The 22162-nt window shown below is 47.8% G+C and carries 14 protein-coding genes and 1 pseudogene; 2 read left to right on the forward strand and 13 right to left on the reverse strand.

Annotation, left to right across the window (positions count from 1 at the left end):
• Window positions 1–15 precede the first annotated feature (15 nt).
• From HNQ56_RS15220 to HNQ56_RS15240, 5 genes are all read right to left on the reverse strand, one after another.
• On the reverse strand, window positions 16–1848 hold the full coding sequence (locus HNQ56_RS15220) for a glycoside hydrolase family 125 protein (RefSeq protein WP_429147937.1): 1833 nt from the start codon (window positions 1846–1848) through the stop codon (window positions 16–18).
• 350 nt (window positions 1849–2198) lie between these two features.
• Window positions 2199–4922, reverse strand: coding sequence for a glycoside hydrolase family 31 protein (locus HNQ56_RS15225; protein WP_429147940.1), 2724 nt, complete (start codon window positions 4920–4922; stop codon window positions 2199–2201).
• Between the two features lie 57 nt (window positions 4923–4979).
• Entirely contained in the window at window positions 4980–6026 is a 1047-nt protein-coding gene (locus HNQ56_RS15230; RefSeq protein ID WP_429147942.1) for a LacI family DNA-binding transcriptional regulator, read from the reverse strand.
• A 445-nt stretch (window positions 6027–6471) separates the two neighbouring features.
• Entirely contained in the window at window positions 6472–7143 is a 672-nt protein-coding gene (locus tag HNQ56_RS15235) for a flavin reductase family protein (protein WP_429147945.1), read from the reverse strand.
• Window positions 7144–7467: 324 nt separating this feature from the next.
• On the reverse strand, window positions 7468–8973 hold the full coding sequence (locus HNQ56_RS15240; protein ID WP_429147948.1) for an alpha-N-arabinofuranosidase: 1506 nt from the start codon (window positions 8971–8973) through the stop codon (window positions 7468–7470).
• Between the two features lie 221 nt (window positions 8974–9194).
• On the opposite strand from HNQ56_RS15240, the gene HNQ56_RS15245 reads away from it, so the two are divergent.
• A complete protein-coding gene (locus HNQ56_RS15245; RefSeq protein ID WP_429147951.1) occupies window positions 9195–10133 on the forward strand; it encodes an ArsR/SmtB family transcription factor in 939 nt (312 codons plus the stop codon).
• A 36-nt stretch (window positions 10134–10169) separates the two neighbouring features.
• On the opposite strand, the pseudogene HNQ56_RS15250 reads toward HNQ56_RS15245, so the two are convergent.
• The 6 genes and pseudogenes from HNQ56_RS15250 to HNQ56_RS15275 form a co-directional block, all read right to left on the reverse strand.
• Window positions 10170–10271 (reverse strand): annotated as a pseudogene (locus tag HNQ56_RS15250) (hypothetical protein); the annotation flags it as partial.
• 267 nt (window positions 10272–10538) lie between these two features.
• Window positions 10539–12884: an alpha-xylosidase gene (yicI, locus tag HNQ56_RS15255; protein WP_429147954.1), complete on the reverse strand. Its 2346-nt coding sequence runs from the start codon at window positions 12882–12884 to the stop codon at window positions 10539–10541.
• Between the two features lie 120 nt (window positions 12885–13004).
• Window positions 13005–14522 carry a response regulator gene (locus HNQ56_RS15260; protein WP_429147957.1) on the reverse strand — a complete coding sequence of 506 codons (1518 nt, stop codon included), beginning with the start codon at window positions 14520–14522 and terminating at the stop codon, window positions 13005–13007.
• A gap of 23 nt (window positions 14523–14545) precedes the next feature.
• Window positions 14546–16837 (reverse strand): glycoside hydrolase family 95 protein, encoded by a 2292-nt coding sequence (locus tag HNQ56_RS15265; RefSeq protein ID WP_429147959.1) that lies wholly within the window; start codon window positions 16835–16837, stop codon window positions 14546–14548.
• 146 nt (window positions 16838–16983) lie between these two features.
• A complete protein-coding gene (locus HNQ56_RS15270) occupies window positions 16984–17697 on the reverse strand; it encodes a M48 family metallopeptidase (protein WP_429147962.1) in 714 nt (237 codons plus the stop codon).
• Window positions 17698–17801: 104 nt separating this feature from the next.
• Window positions 17802–18728: an NYN domain-containing protein gene (locus tag HNQ56_RS15275; RefSeq protein WP_429147965.1), complete on the reverse strand. Its 927-nt coding sequence runs from the start codon at window positions 18726–18728 to the stop codon at window positions 17802–17804.
• A 164-nt stretch (window positions 18729–18892) separates the two neighbouring features.
• Between HNQ56_RS15275 and HNQ56_RS15280 the strand changes: the two genes are divergently transcribed.
• Window positions 18893–19255 (forward strand): DUF5658 family protein, encoded by a 363-nt coding sequence (locus HNQ56_RS15280; protein ID WP_429147968.1) that lies wholly within the window; start codon window positions 18893–18895, stop codon window positions 19253–19255.
• Window positions 19256–19801: 546 nt separating this feature from the next.
• Here HNQ56_RS15280 and HNQ56_RS15285 read toward each other — a convergent pair.
• Window positions 19802–20533 (reverse strand): HAD family hydrolase, encoded by a 732-nt coding sequence (locus HNQ56_RS15285; RefSeq protein WP_429147971.1) that lies wholly within the window; start codon window positions 20531–20533, stop codon window positions 19802–19804.
• Window positions 20534–20738: 205 nt separating this feature from the next.
• Complete coding sequence (locus HNQ56_RS15290; RefSeq protein ID WP_429147974.1) at window positions 20739–22106, reverse strand: DUF6179 domain-containing protein; 1368 nt, start codon at window positions 22104–22106, stop codon at window positions 20739–20741.
• Between the last annotated feature and the right edge of the window lie 56 nt (window positions 22107–22162).

Genomic DNA, 22162 nt, shown 5'->3' on the forward strand with positions numbered 1-22162 from the left:
GCAGGGAGAACTGTTTTAGGAAGACATACTGTCCTTCCCGAATGCTCTGTCTATGGCATAGGCAAGAAAACCCGCACAGGTGGCAAAGGCATCCCCTGTCCTGCTCTCGCCGGTGTACTCATCCACACTCTCACATGCAATGCCGTTGTCCATCCTGCATTTCAGAAGATGGTCCCGGGCAGATGCTTCATTCCCGCTCAGCAAACTGTTGGCGATGCTTAACACCCACGGATGGGGCGCATGGGCACAGCCGATTTCCGCAATGGGACAGCCTGCAAAGGAATATTCATAATCCTTTGACCGGATGATACGGACGGTATTCCTCCATACCTCATCCTCAAACCCGCAATAATCATAATGAGGCAGCAACAGCAGGCTTCCCGGAGGCTCATCATAAATATCCCATTTCCCTTTCAGATCCACCGACCAGGCATAAATGCGAACCCCTTCGTGAACCTTGATGCAATGCTCCTCTATGGCCTTCCTTACCCTTTGGGCCTCCTCTTCCAGGCGGCGGATCTCTTCTTCCTCCCATCTGCCCCGGTAAAATTCCGCAATCCGCAGTAATATTCTCCATACCAGCACATTGTCATAGGTCAGATAAGGATGCACACGCATATCATCCGTCGGCTGGAGAAAGGTCTCATACAAGGCAATCTCCGGATGCCTCTTAGTCTGCAGTATCTTTAAAATCCTTCTGATTCCCGCCTCTATGTAAGCCTCTCCCAGAATAGTGTGACCCCCGGATACCTTCACATACTCGGCCAATGCCAGTACCGGCGCGCACAACTCATCCAGTTCAAACCCCGGTTCCAAAACGGTTCCGTCGATGTATCTGCTGTGAATGCCCACATTCTTAATCTGCCTTGTGAATACATAATACAGAATCTCCCTGGCATATTCGGCATCCGCCATAAGGATTGCCGGAAAGCTCCACAGCAGGCTGTCCCGGTCCCAATAGGCGGCGCTTACATAATACCTGGGGCTTCGCGAGGTCACTAATACGAATTCCTCCGTATCCAGGGTGATCCCCGATCCAAAGAAAAAGCTGAAGAACATATTCCGGTTTAAAATTTCCTGCAATTTCTCATCTCCGATACGCCGCTCCCGTTTAGAAAGCCATGCACAGGTCTTTTCATATTCCGCCTCATAACCCTGACGAAGCATCTCCTTAGCAGAGGTGGAGGCCGCAACCTCCTCAAAGCCTGCGCCAAACCAATAACTTTCCGCCGCCTCCTCCTGTGCTTCCAGCACTTTGGTCTGGAACAGCTCGTATCCTACGCTGCCATCCTCCTCCCGGCTATAGGAATACCTGGTATCGGAGGTCTCCGGTTTTTCCGAATAGATAGGTGCAAAGGCCAATACCGAATACCCGATCCGCAGATCCATTACAATGCAGTGATTCCATCCGCTCTCATACACATTGATCTCTTCCCGGATCTCCTTGCTTTCATTAATGGAGTGAAGGGTCTTATGCCAGTATCCCTTTACTCCGAAACGAAGGGGCACCTGCCGCTCACTGTCATTTTCCACCGATACGCGGTAACAGAAGCCTCTCTCCCCTATCGGTGCCAGGATGGTCCCCCGCACTCTCACCGCCCCGGCTCTCGCCCGGAAGGAAGGAATCCAATCATGCTCCAGCTCCCATTGCATCTTTGTCAGCGCAACCGGCTTCCCTTCTATTTCCAGAAAGGGTTGGAGAAAGGGCCTCTCACCATCTCCGCACAGCTCCAGCATACCTCTGGACGCCATATGAAGCAGGCTGATTCCTTCGATGCTGCCGTCGCTTTCTCTTATGGCAGGCAGTGCTGCCACTTCATTTCCTGTTGCAATATACTGCATTGACATACGAACCTCCTGATCCTGTGCGTATCACCGGTTTACCCGGCTGCCCGCTCCTTCTTACCTGCTTCTCTTATACGCTTCTTTTCCCCTCTTCTTATACTCTCTATCCAATCTGCTCAATCCCATACGTTCTATCCTATCCATTTGATTCAATCTGTTCAATCCTGTACGTTCTATCCTATCCACTTAATCTTATTTGCTCAGTCTTATCATTCGCCCGGCTTCAGGTCTCTTTATACTAATGCGGTGAATATAAGTGTATCGATATCCATCTCACAGCCTAAATCACACCCACCTGACTCTCAAATCACCTTATCTACCCGATCTTATCTGCTTGATCTCATCTCTTTTTACTAAATCGTAAGTTCATCGCCAGGTATCAGAATTTGGTATCCTGTGCACCGGAGGCCGAACACATGAAGTTCTCTTTCCCTTACCGACGCCATAGCATGATTGACGATGCATTCCTTCCTCACCTTTCCATCCATGGGAACGAGGATAATACCTTCAGTCAGCCTTCCATCGACGAAATATTGCTCTTCTGTAACGCGTACCTGAATATCTGCCCCCATATCATCCGCGAAGTCCATTCTTCCCTCTCCATATAAGAAGAAGCACAAGCTTTCATACCGGTCCCAACGGTTGGATACGGCAGCTTCCTTACTGCTGCTTCCCATTCGCAGACCATGGTTCAGGTTCAGCGGGAGAATGCTCCCTTCCCGGGCAAATACAGGAATTCTGTCGTAGCCGCAGGGAAAATACATTCTTCTATCTCCCGCATACCTTTCTCCATCCCACAGATCATACCAATTGCCCGGCGGCAGCCATACCTCTCTTCCGGCGGCTCCTTCCAGAATCACAGGAGCAACCAGAAGATCTCTTCCCAGCATATATTCGTCCTCTATATCCAGAATCTCTTTATGTAACGGGTAATCATAGATCAGATGCGCCATCATTGGCCGTGAGGTTTCCGCACAGAACCCGGCCTCCCTCCATAGATAGGGCAGCAAATTCATCCGAAGATTCGCATACTGCCGGTAAATGGCAATGATGCTGTCATCCTGATTGGCAGCCGCCATATTCCAGGGACTTCTGTCATTATTCCAATGATTTCTCTGGGTCATATAATACTGCCCGTATCTGGGCTCGGAATGGAACTGCATAATTGGCGCAAAGGCTGCAAAGGCAGTAGACCTGAGATATAATTCCGTGGTGGGAAAATCCCCTGCAAAGCCGCCGATATCAAAGCCCCAGAAAGGAACTCCCGACAGGCCAATGGATAGTCCTGCAAATAACTGCGCCTTTAATTCAGAGAAATTCGAAATCTGATCTCCCGCCCAATGAATCGGATATTGCTGTGCCCCCGCATACCCGGCACGGCTGAAGGTAACTCCCTTCCCCGCCCCCTTGGTACGATTCATGAACTCATGATATGCCCTCGCATAGAGAACCGGGTAATCATTATGCGCCTCTTCAATCCGCCTCCCGTCACTGAGGTAAGATCGTTCATCAAATAAGAATTCTCCGCCATCCGTCTTAAATCCGGCAACGCCCAGTTCCGTGATTAAATATTCCCGTTTGTCAAACCACCATTGGCAGGTCTTTTCATTGGTGAAATCCGGCATCAGGGAATTGCCGAACCACATTTCCGTAATCCGATAGGGACTTCCGTCCTCATTCAATATGCATAATCCGTTTTCCGTGACATATTCCGTATCCAGGTCCAGCTGCTCCCCATGAGCCGAGGCTTCGTACTTGATAACAGGTATCTGCCACAGAATTAATTCCAGGTTATTATCATGCAATATGCGGGTAAACTCCTTGGGATCAGGCCACTTCCCATCCTCCGGGAAGGTGAAATCCCGATAGGAGAAAGGACTCCCGTCCGCCCTGGGTGTATACTTCGCATCGTTCCAAATATAGAAGGTCTCCTCGTCACTCCATGCCTCCAACACCATGACCGTAGCAGGAATTGCAAGGGTATTCATCTTTTCCACCTGTTCCAATGCTTCCGATTGCGTATTCCATCCGTTGGAGGATATCCAGGGCCCAAAGGCCCAACGGGGAGGCAATGCAGGCTGTCCGGTCCGCCCGGTATAAGCTTGAAGCATTTCAGCAGGTGTCCCCGTTAATATCTCGGCATCCAGCAGCCTTCCTCGCCTGGGGCAGCGATTGAGAATCCTGACATCTTTCCAGCACTCTCCTTGTTCATTCAGAAAGAACTGCGTTTTCCAGGTTCCATGGTGCAGATAACCTACCTGGCAATCCGTGAAGAAGAAAGGAACCGGATAATATGTTTTCTCCTGCTGATTAGAATATTGCTCCACTACATAGGAAAGCGGCGACTTCCCTATTTGATTCACAGCATCAAACTTCTCACCAAAGCCATAGAAACCGGAGGCGGCCATTTCCATACAGCCTTCTATCTGGTAAGCCTCCGCTTTCCTGTCGACCCAGAGCCGAAATTTCGGCTGATAATCAACCACTTCTGCTCCATCCTTTTCCACGATTAGATGTAAGGGCGCTTTAAGCCGGACAAGGTATCCCCCTTTCAAGGTATAGGTTCTTTCTTCAAACCCATTATTTGCATTTACTTTATCGGTTAAATAGTCGTCTAAAAAAATGCGGACACTGTCCTTTACCTGAAGCCTTACTGTATATTCTCTTTCCCCCTTTTTATAAAGGGCATAAATTCCGTCTTTCGTCTCCGCCAGGGAATCCGGTTCCCCCAGATCCAGGACGCGCAATGTCTCAAATTTAAAATAAGGGCTATGATCCGCCTTGCTGCCGTTCTCCATCAGAAAAGAGTATGTAATCTCAGAACATTCCGGCAAGGTCTCAATAGAAAAAGAATAATACCGCTGTCCCCGGTCATTCTCACCCGTGCGTTCTCCCGGCACCTTGGGCATCTCCATCCCATTCACCCTCCAGACCAGGCTTACCTCTGTCTCCGGCAGCCCATCATCAAGGCGGCAGCCAATACGGACCCTCTCACCTGCCACCGGATATACCGGCCTTCTCTCCAACCCGCTGTCAAAATGCGGGAACAGCCCGCTGGGCATATGTTTTATCTTCATAATCATGGCCTCCTGATATAAATTCTTGAAAATATTGGTTATCTCCTCCAGGCTGTATCATAATTTCCTTACTGATTCCCGCTCAATAATTTCTATCGGAATTATAATCTCCTTCTTAGGATACTTACGGTTCTGGGCCGCGGCAACAATCAGCTTCGCTACCTCCGTTCCCTTATCCTCAATATTCTGTCGGATTGTAGTAATAGAAGGGTCACATATGACGGAAGCATAGATATCATCAAAGCCAATAATGGAAATGTCCTGCGGAATACGGACTCCTCTCTTGCGAAATCCTTTCACCATGCCCACCGCAATAATGTCCGCCGTCGCAAAAACCGCCGTAATTCCGTTATTGCTATCAACAATCCTCTCTGCTGCCTCAATGCCGAATTCATATCCTATGTATCCATTAATAACCAATCTTTCATCAGAGGGAATCTCATATTCCTCCAGTGCATCCTGATAGCCCAGGAAACGCATATGGTTTACACCAGCTTCCTTTGCTTCTCCGGAAACAAATGCAATTCTGCGATGTCCCTTCTTAATCAAATATTCTGTTGCCAGATATCCGCCATAACGGTCATCCGTTCTGACACTATGGAAATAGTGGTCATTGTCACAATAACAATCCACCATAACCGAAGGAATTCCCGATCTCTTGTATTCCTGTATCTCATCGGAAGGATACATACCAAGGATAATAATACCATCCAAAGACCTATTCTTTGCTATCTCTATATAACTCTGGTCCAGATTCACACCGGATACCAGGAGGTGGTAGCCTTCCAGCCTCGCCCCATATTCTAATGCACTTAAGAACTCTCCATAAAACGGATTGCTGAACATAAATTTCTTTCCCGGTTCCGTCTGAGGTATCACAACACCAATTAAATTCGATCTGCTATATCCTGTGGATCGGGAAGAACTTAGTGTTTTCGCCGCTTGATTCGGAACATACCCCAGCTTCTTCACCGCACTCCATACCCGGTCCTGGGTCTCGGCGCTTATGGTTACCGACGATTTTCCATTCAGCACATAAGAAACCGTTGCTGCTGTCACCCCGGCTTCCTTAGCCACATCCTTTGCTCTGACTATGTTTTTCATATCGCTTTTCCTTTACTTATCCGTTTAAGCTGATTTTACAATATAATTGCAATAAAGTCAAGCACCTTGTCCTAATTATTTTATAATATATAATGCATTTTAGACATTATACCTAATAAATACTTTCATATTTCTGATATTATTAATTTATGCGGTTAAATCAATTATTATTCTGTCCATATTTTATTTTTCTTTGTAACACCATCGCAAAGCTTGAACGTATACAGACCGGCACGATACCTCTCACAGATGAACATTTCAAAACCTTCCTCGAAAAGACATTGTCACCCGAACACAGCCGCATATTGGACGGGTTGACAGCGCAAAACGCCGCAGGCTAATCCCATACCCTTGCAAAAGGCAAGGCGGCCGGATGATAATCTATCCCGCCGCCTTGTTTTGCTTTATTGGGTCTACTGCCTGGAAAGCCAGCTACGCAGTATGCTTATTTTGTAATCCAAGGAATTGGATTTCCTTGCTCCAATATTCCGGGTCCGAAAGGTGTTGTTTCTCCTGTATCTGGATTGGTGGGTTGGTCAACTTGAAACAAAAAACCGCTCTTTCCGTATCTGCCGAGTTTGTTTTGGTCGTAATGTTCGCTATCCATGCAAATGTTGACAGCTTTCAATGCAACCGCCACTTCCCCGCTTCCCTCGACGAGCTCATGTTCCCATAAAAATTCACATTCGATATTCAAAAAACACTCTTTGATTCGCGGTGCGTTGACCTTTGAGGCTTTCTCCGCCGTTAAGCCGGAGGCGGTGATTTCATCTGTTTCAAACTGATTATTACCAATCGTTTTAACACAGCGGTCATAAATGTCGTTTGAAGGAAAATTCAACACGCACACTCTCGTTTCTTTCAGTGATTGATACATATGCCCGCCTTTATCGACTTTTCCCATGATACAGATATAGTTGTCCGCTCCGCTTCCCACAAAGGAAGACCAAGATTGCAGACAGGCGTTTTCTTTACCGTTCGATTTCCAACCTGTGACGACGAATACCAGCGACGGCATAGCTATCACAAAATCATACCATGACATATTACCGCAGGCTTCCAAGTATTGCTCATTAATTCTCTCTGGTCTTTCAAAAATAGAAATTTCCTTTTTCATAGTGAAGTTCTCCTTTTTTATTTCAATCATAACATAACAAACACGACAACGGTGTGTCATGTTTATTTGATTAAAATCCGTTGCAAAAAACAGCTGATGCTTCATCAATTCGAAACATCGGCCATTTTTGAATCTTCTATTATAGAATTTTTTCAAAACCTCCCGGATTATAAAGGCTTATTCAAAGAACAAAGAAAAAGCAATAAAATATAGCCGCATTTTCATAAAAAATGCGAAGAACACGGATAACAACATTCTTCGCATTTGGACTGTCAAAGACAGGACAGCCTATCGTCATTGCCTGATCTACATCTCAATGGCCTATTATATTTCAACCTCCAGGCTCAATACGCTGCAGGCGGGAATGGTAAACCGGATTCCCTTCTCCGTGACCTTATAATCCTTAAATTCCTTCGGCTGTACCAACTCCGGATTCTCAAAGGTATTGTGTGCCTTCCAGTCATTGGTCAGGATACAACCTTCCACCTTCTTAACTGCTGTTTCCGCAAGCACCGCATCCACCGTATAGCTGTCGGTAATCGACAGGTTATTCACTGTAATATGAAGCTTTCCATCCTGGTCCAGGGATACGGATTCATGAAGGTTCGGAACCATGTATTCATTCTCCAGTCCCACCGGCTGGCTCTCCAGGGAGCTGTCCAGCAGCTGTGCCTCCTGGTGCTGCTTATACATGTTGAATACGTGATAGGTGGGGGTAAGAACCATCTTCGCTCCCTCGGTCAGTATCACGGATTGAAGCACATTCACCAGCTGGGCAATATTCGCCATCTTCACACGGTCGCTGTTCTTATTGAACAGATTCAGGTTAAGTCCCGCCACCAGGGCATCCCTCATGGTGTTCTGCTGATACAAGAAGCCCGGATTCGTACCCGGTTCACAGTTGTACCAGGTACCCCATTCATCAATGATCATTCCGATCTTCTTCTCCGGATCATACTGGTCCATAATGGCTCCGTGGCGCTTGATCAGGGTTTCCATAAAGAGGGTCTTGCTTAAGGTCTTATACCATTCCTTCTCATCAAATTCCGTAGCGCTGCCCTTATCCTGCCAGTTACCGGGAACTGTATAGTAATGCAGGGAAAGTCCGTCCATGAAGCCGTGGCAATGCTCCGGCGCGTGACGGTGGGCGGCATCCAGCACCCCTCTGGTCCATTCATAATCACCTGCATTGGCACCGCAGGCAATCTTATAAACAGGTGCATTCTGGTTATAATTTCTCACATAGGTCTGATATCTGCGGTATTCATTGCCATAGTACTCCGGCAGCATATTGCCTCCGCAGCCCCAGTTCTCATTGCCCACACCAAAGAAATCCACCTTCCAGGGCTCGGGATGTCCGTTCCTGGCTCTGAGATCAGCCATGGGGGATACTCCCTCATAGGTCATGTACTCAACCCACTCGGACATCTCCTGCACCGTGCCGCTTCCCATATTGCCGTTAATATAGACCTTACACTCCAGCTGGCGGCAGAGCTCCATGAACTCATGGGTTCCGAAGCTGTTATCCTCCACCACTCCGCCCCAATGGGTATTAATCATCTTCTTGCGTGTTTCCTTCGGTCCGATGCCATCCCTCCAGTGATACTCATCCGCAAAGCAGCCTCCGGGCCAGCGCAGTACCGGAATCTTCATCTCCTTCAATGCGGCAACCACATCATTCCTCATACCGTTGGTATTGGGAATCTCGGAATTCTCGCCCACATAGAGGCCCTCATAGATACATCTTCCCAGATGCTCGGAAAAATGCCCGTAAATCTCCTTGTTGATCTTGCCCAGCTTCTTATTAGGGTTGATATAATACTTTACCATTTCCTTTACCACCTTTATTTTATTTTTTAATGTACTATTACGTTTATGACTTAACCATATCATCAATTTACTATATTTCAAGAAAAAGGTCAAGTTGTTTTCCGTGTTTTTTCTCTGCTATTCCATCTGTTTGTTTTTATTTAATTATTGACTTTAACAATACCTTATGTTTATAATTACCTTATTATAAAAAGCTGTGCAAGTCCAGCCAGGAGGTTCTTATGTTATACTTTCAAACAATACAAGGAGCAGAAGAGGTCCTGAAGGCCTTAAGCACTCCCATGCGTCTGAAGATTATGGAAATGATTTATGAGAATGATCAGCTGAGCATGAACGATATTGCCGAGGCCCTGAAGCTGACTAACAGCGCGATCTCCATGCATGTGGGCAAGCTGGAGAAGGCCGGACTTGTGAAAATCCACACCACTGCCGGCAAACGGGGAACCATGAAGCTGGTACAGCCCAACCATGACCGATTGATCATAGATTTTGCTCCGGTCCGGGAGACCAGGAGCTTCTACCAGGATGATATCCGCATCGGCTATTTCAGCGATTTCAAAATCAATCCCACCTGCGGCCTGGCCACCTCCAAAAAGGTGATCGGCGCCTTTGACGACCGGAGGTATTTCAGCTTTCCGGAACGGTATGATGCCGGAATTCTGTGGTTTGGAAGCGGCTATCTGGAATATAATCTGCCCAATCATCTTCTGGCCGGACAGACCCTGACCGAGCTTCAGATTTCCTTTGAAATCAGCTCGGAATGCCCCGGAAGCAGCGAGGACTATCCTTCCGATATCTATTTTTCCATCAACGGCACATCCCTGGGGATGTGGGTCAGTCCGGGAGACTTCGGCGCCAGAAAAGGCTTTTTAAATCCCTTCTGGTGGCCCGAACGTATGAATCAGTACGGTCTGCTGAAGACCATCATTATCAATTCCGAGGGCACCTTTATCGACGGAGGAAGCCGGATCTCCAAAACCACCATTCAGGATCTGGACATCGATTACACCAGCACCATAACCTTCCGCCTTGAGGTTCCGAAGGATACCGCCAACTGCGGCGGCCTGACCCTGTTCGGAGAAGATTTCGGCGACCATAATCAAGCCCTCCGCGTGCGTACGTTCTATCAGGAAAGTTCCAGAGACAGCCTTACTTCCTGATGGAAGGAATATTGAATATAAAATCCTTGAAAAATATTACAAAAAATGCGCCCGAAGGTGAGGCTGACTAAAGTCAAAATTGACTTTATCAAAATTGACTTTGTCAAAATTGACTTTGTCAAAATTAACTTTATCAAAATTGACTTTATCAACTTTCCCCTTCTAGGCGCATTTCTTGCTCTATTTATTTTTGCATTTTATACAACCATTTTACAGTTTACTCTTTTATGCTTCACAGCTTGCTCTCCTATAAATAGCACTGCGGCACAGCCAGCCAAGCGGTAAACTTCAAGATCATTTGCACATCTCTATACCGTTCCTGTACTATTCTTGTACTGTTTTTTGCCCTGTTTTTGTACTATTCTTGTACTTTTCTTGCCCTGTTTTTGTGCTGCCCTTCTCCTGTTATGCCAGCCTTACGGTAACTGTTCCCTCTGCGGCAGGGATAATCACCGCATTCTCATCCTCCATACGGAAGCTTCCATTTTCAACATCCGCAATTTCCGCACAGTTTACTAATTCCACCTGATACTTTCCGGCAGCCCTCACATCAATGGCAATACTCTTCCCATTTTTCAAAACCGCAGCCTCTAAGGCAGGATTAGCTTTCTGGTCATATACCGTCACCGAGGCAGCTTCTCCGTCAACCAGTTCATAAACCTTCAGCGTCACATCCTCGCCATAGTCATAAACAGGATCATCCTCCCTGGCACCTACGGCAATGATACTGTTCTCTCTCACCAGCAGCGGAATGCTGAGATATCCGTGATGCTCCTTATACCAGCGTCCTCCGGTCTTCTTCTCACCCGTAAGGTAATCCGTCCAGCGTCCCTCCGGAAGATAATACTGGGCCGTTCCTTCTTCGTTAAAGATCGGAGCCACCAGGAGCCTGTCACCCAGCATATACTGCTTCTCCAAATAGGCACAGGCAGGATCTTCGGTATACTCCATCACCATACTGCGCATGGAGGGAATTCCAAGTCTGGCTGTCCGGACTGCATTGCCAAACAGATACGGCATCAGAGCGGCTTTTAATCTGGTAAAGAACCGGACTACATCCACCGCCTCTTCATCATAAGCCCAGGGCACCCGGTAAGAGGAGCTGCCGTGCAGGCGGGAATGGGTGGACAATAATCCAAAGGCACACCACCGTTTATAAACATCCGGCGTGGAGGTACTCTCAAAGCCGCCGATATCATGGCTCCAGAAGCCAAAGCCGGACATGGTAAGGCTCAAGCCTCCCCGGAGGCTTTCCGCCATGGACTCATAATCCGACCAGCAGTCACCGCCCCAGTGAACAGGGAACTTCTGGCCTCCGGCAGTGGCACTTCTGGCAAACAGCACCGCTTCCCCTTTTCCCCGCTTTCTTTCCAGGAGCTCAAACACGGTTTTATTATAAAGATGAGTATAATAATTATGCATCTTCATGGGATCGGAACCATCATAATACACGGCTTCCGTAGGAATCCGCTCGCCGAAATCCGTCTTAAAGCAGTCAACCCCCATATCCAGCAAGGCTTCCAGCTTGGAGGAGAACCATTGACAGGCGGCCGGATTCGTGAAGTCCACAATCGCCATACCCGGCTGCCACATATCCCACTGCCATACATCCCCGTTCCTGCGTTTGATGAAATAACCGCCTTCCACGCCCTCCCGGAACATACTGGACTCCTGTCCGATATAGCTGTTAATCCAGACACAGATCTTCAGCCCCTTCTCCTTCAGCCTTTTTATCATGCCCGCCGGATCCGGAAACACTCTGGAATCCCAGGTAAAATCACTCCAGTGGAACTCCTTCATCCAGAAGCAGTCAAAATGAAATACCTTTAAGGGAATCCCCCTCTCCAGCATTCCGTCCACAAAACGGTTCACCGTCTCCTCATCATACCGGGTCGTAAAGGAGGTGGACAGCCACAGACCGAAGGTCCATGCCGGAGGAAGTCCCGGCTTGCCGGTCAGATCCGTGTAACGCATCAGCACTTCCTTCATGGAAGGCCCATTGATCAGGAAATAATCCAATCCCTCCCCGGGCACAGAGAATTGTACCTTTTTCACCATCTCGGAGCTGATCTCAAAGGAAACCCGTTCGGGATGATTGACAAATACCCCATAGCCCTTATTAGAAACATAAAAGGGGATATTCTTGTAGGACTGCTCCGTGGAGGTTCCCCCATCCTCATTCCAGATATCAATGCTCTGTCCGTTCTTCACAAAGGGAGTAAAACGCTCCCCCAGGCCGTAGATCAGTTCCCCCACGGATAAGGACAGTCTCTCCCTCATGTAGGTATCCTGTTCCCCGCCGTCGTCATAGGCAAGTCCCCGCCAATCCGTCTTAACATAGGCAAGATCACGCCAGCTGCTTTCCGTAATCCTCTCCTGTCCCCGGTAGAATACCATCCTCCAGTTCTCCCGGTCGATCTCCAGACGCAGCCCTCCGCTGGAAATAATCAGCTTATCCGGGGTCTCCTCTGCCTGCAGGCAGGAGCCCTTCCCCAGCTCCAGTTCAAATTCCGGTGATTTCTTCTGCCGCCCCATATAATGATCGCACCGTATCCGCAGAACATCGGGAAGCGGTGCACTGATCCGAATCGTCAGATTCGGACCGCCCAGGGTATCCCCCCGGTGGACAATCCGGTGGGTTGGCGCACACAGGGTCAGCAGCCCCTCCTCCTGCTTTGTATAATAAACATGGGCAGGGGAAAACACCTCGGTTCCTTCCTTCTGCAGCCAGCAGCCATTACTAAATTTCATAATTCTCTCCTCCTCATCTAAAACTGTTCCACACCTTGTCAGCAACATATTTCTTCAAAATTGTCTCTGTACAATATTAATAAAATATCTACATACTGTTCGGGAATGACTTTTCCTGCCCTATTGCTTTTTAAACTCCTTGGGGCTGATTCCGACATATTTCTTAAATTTAGAATAGAAATAATCAATATTTCCATAGCCCACCCGTTTGGAAACCTGATAAATCTTCAGATTGGTTTCCGTCAGCAGACGCTTTGCATTGGCAATCCGGATATGGTCCAGCATGTTATTGAAGCTTTCCCCCATCTCCTTCTTAAAGATCTTCCCCAGATATGCGCTGTTATAATTGAACAGTCTTGCAATCGCCTCCAGCTTCAGATCCTGGTCATAATTCTTTTCCATAAAAGCAATCATCCGCTTTACCACCACGTCCGTAGTGGACGCGCCGATGCAGTCCTTGGCTTTCAGGCAATACTGCTCCACCAGCTCCATGAGCCCTTCCAGGCTCTCCACATGCTTGATACCCTCAATAAGCTGGTCAAAATCCGGAAGCTCCTCCTGCTTATTCTCATACCTGCGCTCCAGAATGCTGTGCAGCAGGACCATGTTATGTATCACCAGCACCTTAATCTCCGCTTCCTTCATCAGCCTGTTTTTATAATTATTCTTCAGATCCCGCAGCACCTGCCGGATGGCTTCCGAATCTCCAATCTCAATGAGGCTGAACAGCTGATCCGTAAAATTGCCGACCTCATTCATTCCCATCTGATTCAGGATCTCAATGCTCACCGCTTCATTGTCCCTGTAAAGAAATTCATACTCGGACAAAAGCTTCGCGCACTCATAGGAGAAGCTTAAATCCTCCCAGTTGGCCACATCATGTCCGATTGCAATAAAGACGCTCTCTCCTGTAATCCGCTTCATTCTTTCATTATTCTTCAATAATATCCGGAGAACCTCCTGATAGGGCTGCCCCTTGCAGATGAGAACCAGCCTGTCATCCACTTCCAGCTTATCCCCATGGGTCAGCTCCCTCATCATGGCATCCTGGCATTCTTTGCTGAGACCTCTGCCGCCCGCCGGATCAGAATTTCTCGCACTGATGATTGCCGTGCAAAAGGAATGATAATTAAAGTCCATGCCATAGAGCCTGATCTCCCGGCGCAGGGTCTCTTTGTCCGCGGAATGCTGAAGCAGTCGGTGCAGCACCTCCTGCCTTGCCTTCAGCTCGCTCAGAGTATAATAATCATCCAGATGCTTCTTGGCATCCAGCTCATCCAGAACCTCCCGTATATTCTCCAGAAGCTCATCCTCATCAATGGGCTTGAGCAGATAGGCGCGCACTCCAAGATTGACCGCTGACTTGGCAAACTCAAAATCCGAATAGCCGGTCAGGATAATGAATTTTCCTTCAAAGCCTTCCTTCTTGGCTTCCCGGATCAGTTCAATGCCGCTCATCCCCGGCATCTTCACATCCACAAGAACCAGATCCGGCAGATATTCCAGAACCTTCCGCAGACCATCCTTTCCGTCCAGTCCCTCCGCACATATCTGGAAATTATAGTCCTCCCAGGGAATCAGCTGTTTAATTCCCGTTCTGACCACCGGTTCATCATCAATTATCATTAACTGATACATAGCTGCTCCTTTCCCCGAATCACTTATCCTTCCTCCCGTGTCAGAAAATAGATGCGATCTTTCACCATATGGAAGATCAGCCTGCTGCCCTCCATCCGGAAGCCGACTTCATTGCCCCAGCTGTCACGAATACAATATTTCTGATTCACTTCTTTAATTACGCAGTCACGATCGGTCAGCGATAGAATCTTTGCTTTGACCAGCTTATTGTCCGTCCATTCCATATCCACGGTAAATCCGCCCCTGGCTCTCAGCCCGGTCACCTCGCCGCTCTTCCACACGCTGGGCAATGCCGGCAGAAAATGAAGCTCTTCATAATAGCTCTGCAGCAGCATCTCCAGAATCGCCGCCGTTCCGCCAAGGTTTCCGTCAATCTGGAATATTCTCGGAGGATGAAGATCCAGAAGGCTGTCCGTGGCAAAATCACCGATCAGTCTTCGGATATGCTCCCAAGCCAGATCCCCTTCTCCAAATCTTGCATACAAACAGGCAACCCAGGCCCGGCTCCAGCCGGTGTACCCGCCTCCGGCCAGAAGACGCCGCTCCAGGGATACCCTGGCCGCCCGGAAAAGCTCCGGTGTCCGCTCCCGGTCAATCTGCTCTCCCGGAAATACTCCGAACAGGTGGGATACATGACGATGAGCCGGCTCTACCTCCTCAAATTCCTGATTCCATTCTAACAGCTGTCCCTGGGTGCCGATCTGCAAGGGAGGAAGATTCTTAAGTATCTCATCCCATACCTGGATTTTATCCGCGTCCTTTCCCAGAAGCCTGGCCGCGGCAATGGCATGACTCAGCAAATCCATAATCAGCTGAACATCGGACGAAGAGGACACGCAGATGGTAACCGGATACTCTCCTCCTCCGGCAAACCGGTTCTCGGGAGACTGGGAGGGCATTACCTGATAGATCCCCTTCTCATCCCGGACCAGAAAATCCTCATAAAAGGCTGCCGCCTCTTTAATAAAGGGATAGGCCCGATTCTCCAGGAATTCCAGATCCTGACCGTATTCATAATGCCACCACAGGTGCTGTGACATCCAGGCGGCAACCCCAACCCATACGGACCAGCCAAAGGTCTCCGGAGTAGCGCAGCCCCATACATCGGAGGACAGGGGCAGCCAGATCCCGCCGCAGCCGAAGAGCTTTCGGGCAGCATCCCTGCCATAGGGGATCATTTTCTCCAGATATACCGTCAGAGACTCCGTATAATCCTCCAGATGGCCGTTCTCTGCGGGCCAGTAATTCATCTGCAGATTGATATCATAATGATAATCACAATCCCAGGCAGGCATCAGATCCTGATTCCATTTTCCCTGAAGATTGGCTGGCAGCTCTCCGTTGGCAGAGGATGCACAGAGAAGATATCTGCCATAATTAAAATACAGCAGAGGAAGGGTCACATCATCCTTACCCTCCCGGTATGCCTTAATCCGTTCATTGGTGGGGATATTCGGCTCCCCTCCGGAGATATTCAGAGAAAGCCTCCCGTAATTCTTTTCATGCTCAACCATATTTTCTTTATAGAGACGATTCCAGGGCTTCACCGGAAGCGGATTCCTTCTGCATTCCTCCAGAGGCGTTTCCCCCTTCACATCCGTTCCAATATTAAGAAACACAAGAATTTCCTTTGCATTCTCTACCCTGATTTTATTCCCGTCCATGGGATAGATCCTTCCGCCCCGGATCTTAAAATCCGCCTTTACACAGAACTTCATCCCCTGATGAAAGGCCCCGTGCAGGATCATGGTGGCATTGCCCAGATCATAGGTGACGGTGCAGCGGGGATCCGGCAGACGATCCAGCCAGAAGGAGCCGCTGATCTCCTCTTCCCTGGCATAGATCCGGGTGATGATGACATCCTCGATCAGATGTCCGATCACCGTCCGGGAGATGTTTCGTTCCCCCGTGCGATAGGACACCTTTACCCTGGCCCGTTCCAGATTCAGATCTCTTCTGTAGTTCGTAACCTCTCCCTGGTCAAGGGTATAGCAAAAATCCCCCGCCGGCTGATAAGAATCCTCCATGGAAGGCCTGCCGCTGATTCCGCCGTTGCCTCCCCAGGCTTCATTGGCAAGAAGAGTAGCCTCTTCATACTTCTCTTCCTTCAAAAGCTTTCTGACCTGAGGTAAGAAGGAACTGCGGTCTTCATTTTTACGATCCTTATGTTGTCCCAGACAGAGCCACTCATGGTTCAGAGCAATTCTCTCCTCTTCGATTCCGCCCAGCACCATTCCGGCCAGCCTTCCCGTACCGATGGGCAGTCCACTCTGCCAGTCATCTGCCGGGCTTGTGTACCACAATGTATGATTCAAGCTGTTTCCTCCAATCAATCTTCACTAAAAAGCGCAGAAGAAGTGCTTTTTATTTATTATAGCCCAGGCAGGGCGATATTTTAACACTAATTTTTTAATCTGAATCACTGGGAATATTATAGAAGTATCAAGATAGAAAGGGGGCATCAGGACAGGCCGTTCAATACCCTTTTTAAAGTTCTCCAATTGGGCAGAAAACGGTCCATATAACCCTTAAAGACAGAATTATGGCTCTTTTCCAACAAATGCACCAGCTCGTGCACCACAACATATTCCAAGCATTCAAAGGGCTTTCCGGCCAGCTGCAGATTCAGGCAGATTCTCCCCGTGCGGATATTACAGCTTCCCCATCTGGTCTTCATATCCCGAATGACAAAGCTTCCCACCCGGACTCCTATAACCTTCTCCCACTTCTTTATCAGCCGGGGGATCTCCGCCTCCAGCAGTTCCCTATACCACTGATGCAGAATCCTCTTCCGGGCTTCCATTGTGCTGCCGGGCCTTATCCAAAGAATCACTTTCTCCTTCGCCGGATCAGAGGGGCTATACCGTTCAAAGGATGCTTTGGAGCGAAAGGAACCTTCTCTCACCTCCAGCCGGAAAGATCTTCCCCATACGAATACCTCATCTCCTGTAACATATTCCGTTTCCCGGAGGAGGGGAAGACGGCTGATCTTGGCCTGCTGCCGCAGAATCCACTCCCGTCTGCTCAACACAAAGCGGCGGATTATCTCCTCGTTCATTCTCAGCGGCGCAGAGATATGAACTCTTCCATCCGGGGGAAGAACCCGGAGATACATATTCTTAATTCGCTTTCTTTCCAGCTCTGCCGTTATTCCATTGATGTCAATCTGCTTCATCTTTATACCCGTGCATATCACAATCTTTGCTTGTGATACTGCTTCAATAAAGAGTTTGAAAGTGGTTTTCTTTCAAACTTCGCTCCCGTGTTTCCTGATACAATTTATTTCTTCTTCCTGCGTCTTCTGCGGGAGGCCGCCGGTTTACCCTCCTGTGCCTTTACCGTACCCTTGCTCTCTTTATCGGTACGGAGGGTAACCCACATGGAGCTGCCGCCCTTGCCGTCCGAGTTAATCTCAAGAAAATCAAATTTTTTGAGAAATTTGGACAGCTTGGTATCACCATAGTTGCGGACGTCAAAATCAGGATACCGTTTCACCAGACGGCTTCCCAGTTCACCCATATTCACTCTCTGGCCATCTTCATCCACTTCATTCATGATCTTAAGAATAGCAGCCTGAACCACACTGATATCCGTCATGTTCTTGCCCGCATCTCCGTTATCAGAAGGAAGGAGACTCTTCCCTTTTGCTTCCGCATCCGTCTCCTTGTCCTCCTTATCCTTCTTAAGCTCCGGCTTGCCCGCCTTCTCCGGCTCCTGCACCGGTCCGGCTTTCCCGCGGACCACCTCCAGCTCCATGCTCTTCTTGTCACTCTCAGCCAACACATCCAGGTATTTAAATTGATTACAGGCGGCAATAAAGGGCTTCGGAGTCTTGCGCTCTCCCATTCCCACCACCAGCATTCCGGATTCCCGCAGCCGGGAAGCCAGCTTTGTGAAATCGCTGTCACTGGAAACAACGCAAAAGCCCTCCACATTTCCGGAATACAGAATATCCATTGCATCTATGATCATCGCTGAATCAGTAGCATTCTTACCGACGGTGTATCCATATTGCTGTACCGGTGTGACGGAATTCTCCAGCAGCACATCCTTCCAGGATACCGCTGCCGGCTTTGTCCAGTCACCGTAAATTCTTTTGTAAGTGGCAACCCCATAATTGGCAATCTCATCCAGAATATATTTAATATACTTCGCGGAAACATTATCCGCATCAATTAGTACCGCAAAACGCTTTTCTCCTAACATCCTTCCCCTCCCTATTCTTAGACTGCCTGTACCGCAATCTCTCATAACTTTATTTTACCCCGAATAAATTCATCTGTAAACCATATTTAAATTATGAAAAAAATAAACACCTACTTGATTAATTATCCATATACTGGTAATCATTTTATCAAGGAGGTGTATTTATGATAGCATTTGTAAAAAACCACAGTCTGATTATACAAAAGAAAAAATTCATCCTTTTATATCTGCTCAACATGACCGACATTCTGTTTACCGTTCTGCTGCTTCAGACCGGTTATTTTAAAGAAGCCAATATTTTTATGGCAAAGATCGTTGTTAACCCGGTTGCCGGGGTGTTGCTGAAGATGCTGCTGCCGGCTCTGATGCTAGGCTACTTATACCGGCAATTACAGGAGGACGACGAGGAGCAGTTACGAGTTTCCAATATTGCCGTTAATTTTTCGCTGACCGTCTACACGCTGGTAAATCTCTCCCATCTTGTGTGGACTGCCCTGCTGCCCTATTTTATGTACTTAAACCGGTGATCAACAAAGTAAATTACAAAGGATATGCTCTTGAATTTATTAAAAAATCATGTTAAATTATGAATATAGAGGAATAACTGCTCATAAATAATGTGTGCAAATCATAGAAAGTACCGCCCTAGTTCCTGCCAAAGTTCCAGGGGTGGTTTTTCTATACAATGATTAAATATATGAATGTTAGTAATGCAATTAAAAATAATCCAAACTGCATCAAATCATTAAAGCTAAATTTATTTTTGATAGCATCACCTCCGATTTTATGTAAATATAATCACCATTATTTATATTGCAGTTATTCCCTGGAAATAATATACCATAATCCTCCATTTATGTCAATTTGTCTCTTATAACGTTATTGAAGTTTATATTGAATTTAAAATTAAAAGATGCTATAATATATTTGTCAGGGTCAATACCTGTGGATTGAAATAATAATGTTATCAGTGAAGAAGAAAAGCTTGCTATTTGATGAACATAGCAAGCTCTTCTTTTTATATAGTATATGCATAATGGACTAAAAGGTAACCATAAGCTTTAAAATTAGGATCAGATATTGTCACAGTTTCTACGATCAGGCAGCCCCGATATCCAGGTGAGCAAATCATCAAAATCACCCTGCTGGTATCCTGCAATGTCCTGATCCTCCGGGCAGATCAGACAATCCTTCAGCAAATAAGTGTCCATCCCCAGTTTAGCGGCACACATATCATCTTTCACATCATTGCCGATCATGATGCATTCTTCGGCGTTCTTCCCCAATGTCTCCATTACCTGAACATAATATTGCAAGCCTGGTTTACAGTAGCTGCTGTTCTCATAGGTTGTGATTAATTCAAAGTCCGCCGGGTCAAGGCCCGCCCAGCCAAGCCTGGCATGGGTTGCCACCCTGGGAAACAGGGGATTCGTAGCAAGAGCAACCGTATATCCTTTTTCCTTCAAAATACGGACACATTCCCTGGCATTAGGATGGGAGGAGGTTGTGTCCTTTGCCGCCTGGAATTCATTCCGATAGAATTCATCAAAAAACGGCTCCAGCTCTCTCCCTGTCTCTCCCGTTGCGGCAATAAAGGTCTCCCAAAAACGCTGCTCATTGGTCATGGTTCCGTCATTCTTCAGCATCGCTATTGTTCCCGCCCATACTGCTTTTATCAGTTTCTCCGAATCATGGCCATGGGCATTGAATTTGCCCGCCAGGGCCTTGAAATAAGTATTCATAAACAACTCCTGGTCCGGCATGGACAACAGGGTTCCGTCCAAATCAAAGATACAGGTATTCATAGTAAGCTCCTCTCGCAGTACTGTGACAGCTTTTTGCGCAGGGAGAGTTCTCTAAGAGCTAAGAATAAGGCTCTGAGCGAACTCTCCCTGCACAGGAAAACTGTCATATGTTTAATTTTCCATTATGCCCATACTACCAAATTCAAGCCCCGGATGCAATCCTTTTATAAAAATTAATATTCCGGCTGCAATTCCTCCGGCAATATCATGAATCCAGGCTTTCCTCCTCCTGAAGCTGAAACAGCTCTTTCTCCCATTCAGACCGAGGCTCATATTCCTCTTCATGGATGTTTCCATTCGCCGAAAGACACCCTTCTGCCAATATACTCTTTCGTAACAGAGCAACCTCCCCGGAACCCAGGAGCCGGTAAACCCTGGTATACTCACCCGGATAAAAGCATTCTTCCAATATCTCGGTTAAATCCGCGATACTGCTCACCCTTTCCTGTATCAGACGAACCTTACTCTCCAATTCCTCTGTCTCTCTGATTTCCTCAATCAATTCCCTCAGCCGCTCATCCTCCATAGGTTCTCCTGTATAAAGCTTTTCTTCCGCTTCCTCTTCCCTGTCCATATACAGGAAGAGCTTCTCCAATGAATTCGTATCAAGGTGAGACCAAAGACGCATCGCCAGTTCCGGTACGAAGCCTTGAATATAATCTGTCTCTTCCCTGGACAGCAGCAGAAATTCTCCCATCTGCATCACAGTGTCCCGAAGAAACCGCTGCATTTCCCCTCGGTCCGGCAAGCCCCGGCCGCCTCCCTCATCGGGAACGATACCGCCGCCCTTTAACAGCTCCGTAAGCTCTCCGATCTCTCTCCTTGAGAGGAGCGGCTCCCGAAGTTCCCTGCCCAGCAGCACACAACCGATGGCATTGATTGTTGCCAGCTCACACAGATTGACCAGTAAATGACGTGCTTCCGGGTCATAGCTGTCAATCAGGTGCCGAACCGCCTCCCCGGAGAATCTGCTCAGGATGTTGTCCTCTATGGTAAGACGTTTTAAATATTCATGTACATATTCCACCCCCAGGTAATCCCGCATGGTACACATCAACGGATAATCTATGCTGCCCGGTATCTCATGGGCTCCGTATTCGATATCATAATCATGAAAGAATTCTGGCAGCCCATGGTATACGGTATCCTCATAGGCGATGCTGTCCCATCTCCGGTTCTTTTTCTGCAGCTTTGTCAAAAGCTGCAGGGCTTCCTCCCGAGCCTCGGTGACAAGCTTCATTCCGCGGTAAAATAGTACCTCCGGTGCCTCCTGTTTCAACAAGTCCAGTTTATTCTGCATATCAGGAATCGTCTTTAGATAGCTTCCGATCTGATAGGTGATGGACTGCAGCAGCTCCTGGGCCTTCTCCACGGGAATGGAGCTGCTCTCCGCATTGGTATAACGCTCCACTTCCTTGGTCATAAGGTGAATCAGCCCATATTGCAGCTCCTGTACCTGCTGCTGCGTAAGCTGCTTCTGCTCCGCTGCCGCTTGTAACAGGCTTTGAAAATAATACCTTGGGTCCAGGCTTCCCTCTTCTATTCCAAGACCGGCCCTATTGAGATAATCCATATGTTTTCCTCCTCCTTCTTTCCCTATCCCTGTGATCCGCCCTCTCAGGCTTCCCT

The sequence above is a fragment of the Anaerotaenia torta genome (assembly GCF_050433395.1).
GTDB lineage: Bacteria > Bacillota > Clostridia > Lachnospirales > Lachnospiraceae > Mobilitalea > Mobilitalea torta.

Coding starts and splice junctions, on each gene's coding strand:
- HNQ56_RS15220 (WP_429147937.1), bottom strand. CDS start 1,848: ATGTCAATGCAGTATATTGCAACAGGAAATGAAGTGGCAGCACTGCCT.
- HNQ56_RS15225 (WP_429147940.1), bottom strand. CDS start 4,922: ATGAAGATAAAACATATGCCCAGCGGGCTGTTCCCGCATTTTGACAGC.
- HNQ56_RS15230 (WP_429147942.1), bottom strand. CDS start 6,026: ATGAAAAACATAGTCAGAGCAAAGGATGTGGCTAAGGAAGCCGGGGTG.
- HNQ56_RS15235 (WP_429147945.1), bottom strand. CDS start 7,143: ATGAAAAAGGAAATTTCTATTTTTGAAAGACCAGAGAGAATTAATGAG.
- HNQ56_RS15240 (WP_429147948.1), bottom strand. CDS start 8,973: ATGGTAAAGTATTATATCAACCCTAATAAGAAGCTGGGCAAGATCAAC.
- HNQ56_RS15245 (WP_429147951.1), top strand. CDS start 9,195: ATGTTATACTTTCAAACAATACAAGGAGCAGAAGAGGTCCTGAAGGCC.
- yicI (WP_429147954.1), bottom strand. CDS start 12,884: ATGAAATTTAGTAATGGCTGCTGGCTGCAGAAGGAAGGAACCGAGGTG.
- HNQ56_RS15260 (WP_429147957.1), bottom strand. CDS start 14,522: ATGTATCAGTTAATGATAATTGATGATGAACCGGTGGTCAGAACGGGA.
- HNQ56_RS15270 (WP_429147962.1), bottom strand. CDS start 17,697: ATGAAGCAGATTGACATCAATGGAATAACGGCAGAGCTGGAAAGAAAG.
- HNQ56_RS15275 (WP_429147965.1), bottom strand. CDS start 18,728: ATGTTAGGAGAAAAGCGTTTTGCGGTACTAATTGATGCGGATAATGTT.
- HNQ56_RS15280 (WP_429147968.1), top strand. CDS start 18,893: ATGATAGCATTTGTAAAAAACCACAGTCTGATTATACAAAAGAAAAAA.
- HNQ56_RS15285 (WP_429147971.1), bottom strand. CDS start 20,533: ATGAATACCTGTATCTTTGATTTGGACGGAACCCTGTTGTCCATGCCG.
- HNQ56_RS15290 (WP_429147974.1), bottom strand. CDS start 22,106: ATGGATTATCTCAATAGGGCCGGTCTTGGAATAGAAGAGGGAAGCCTG.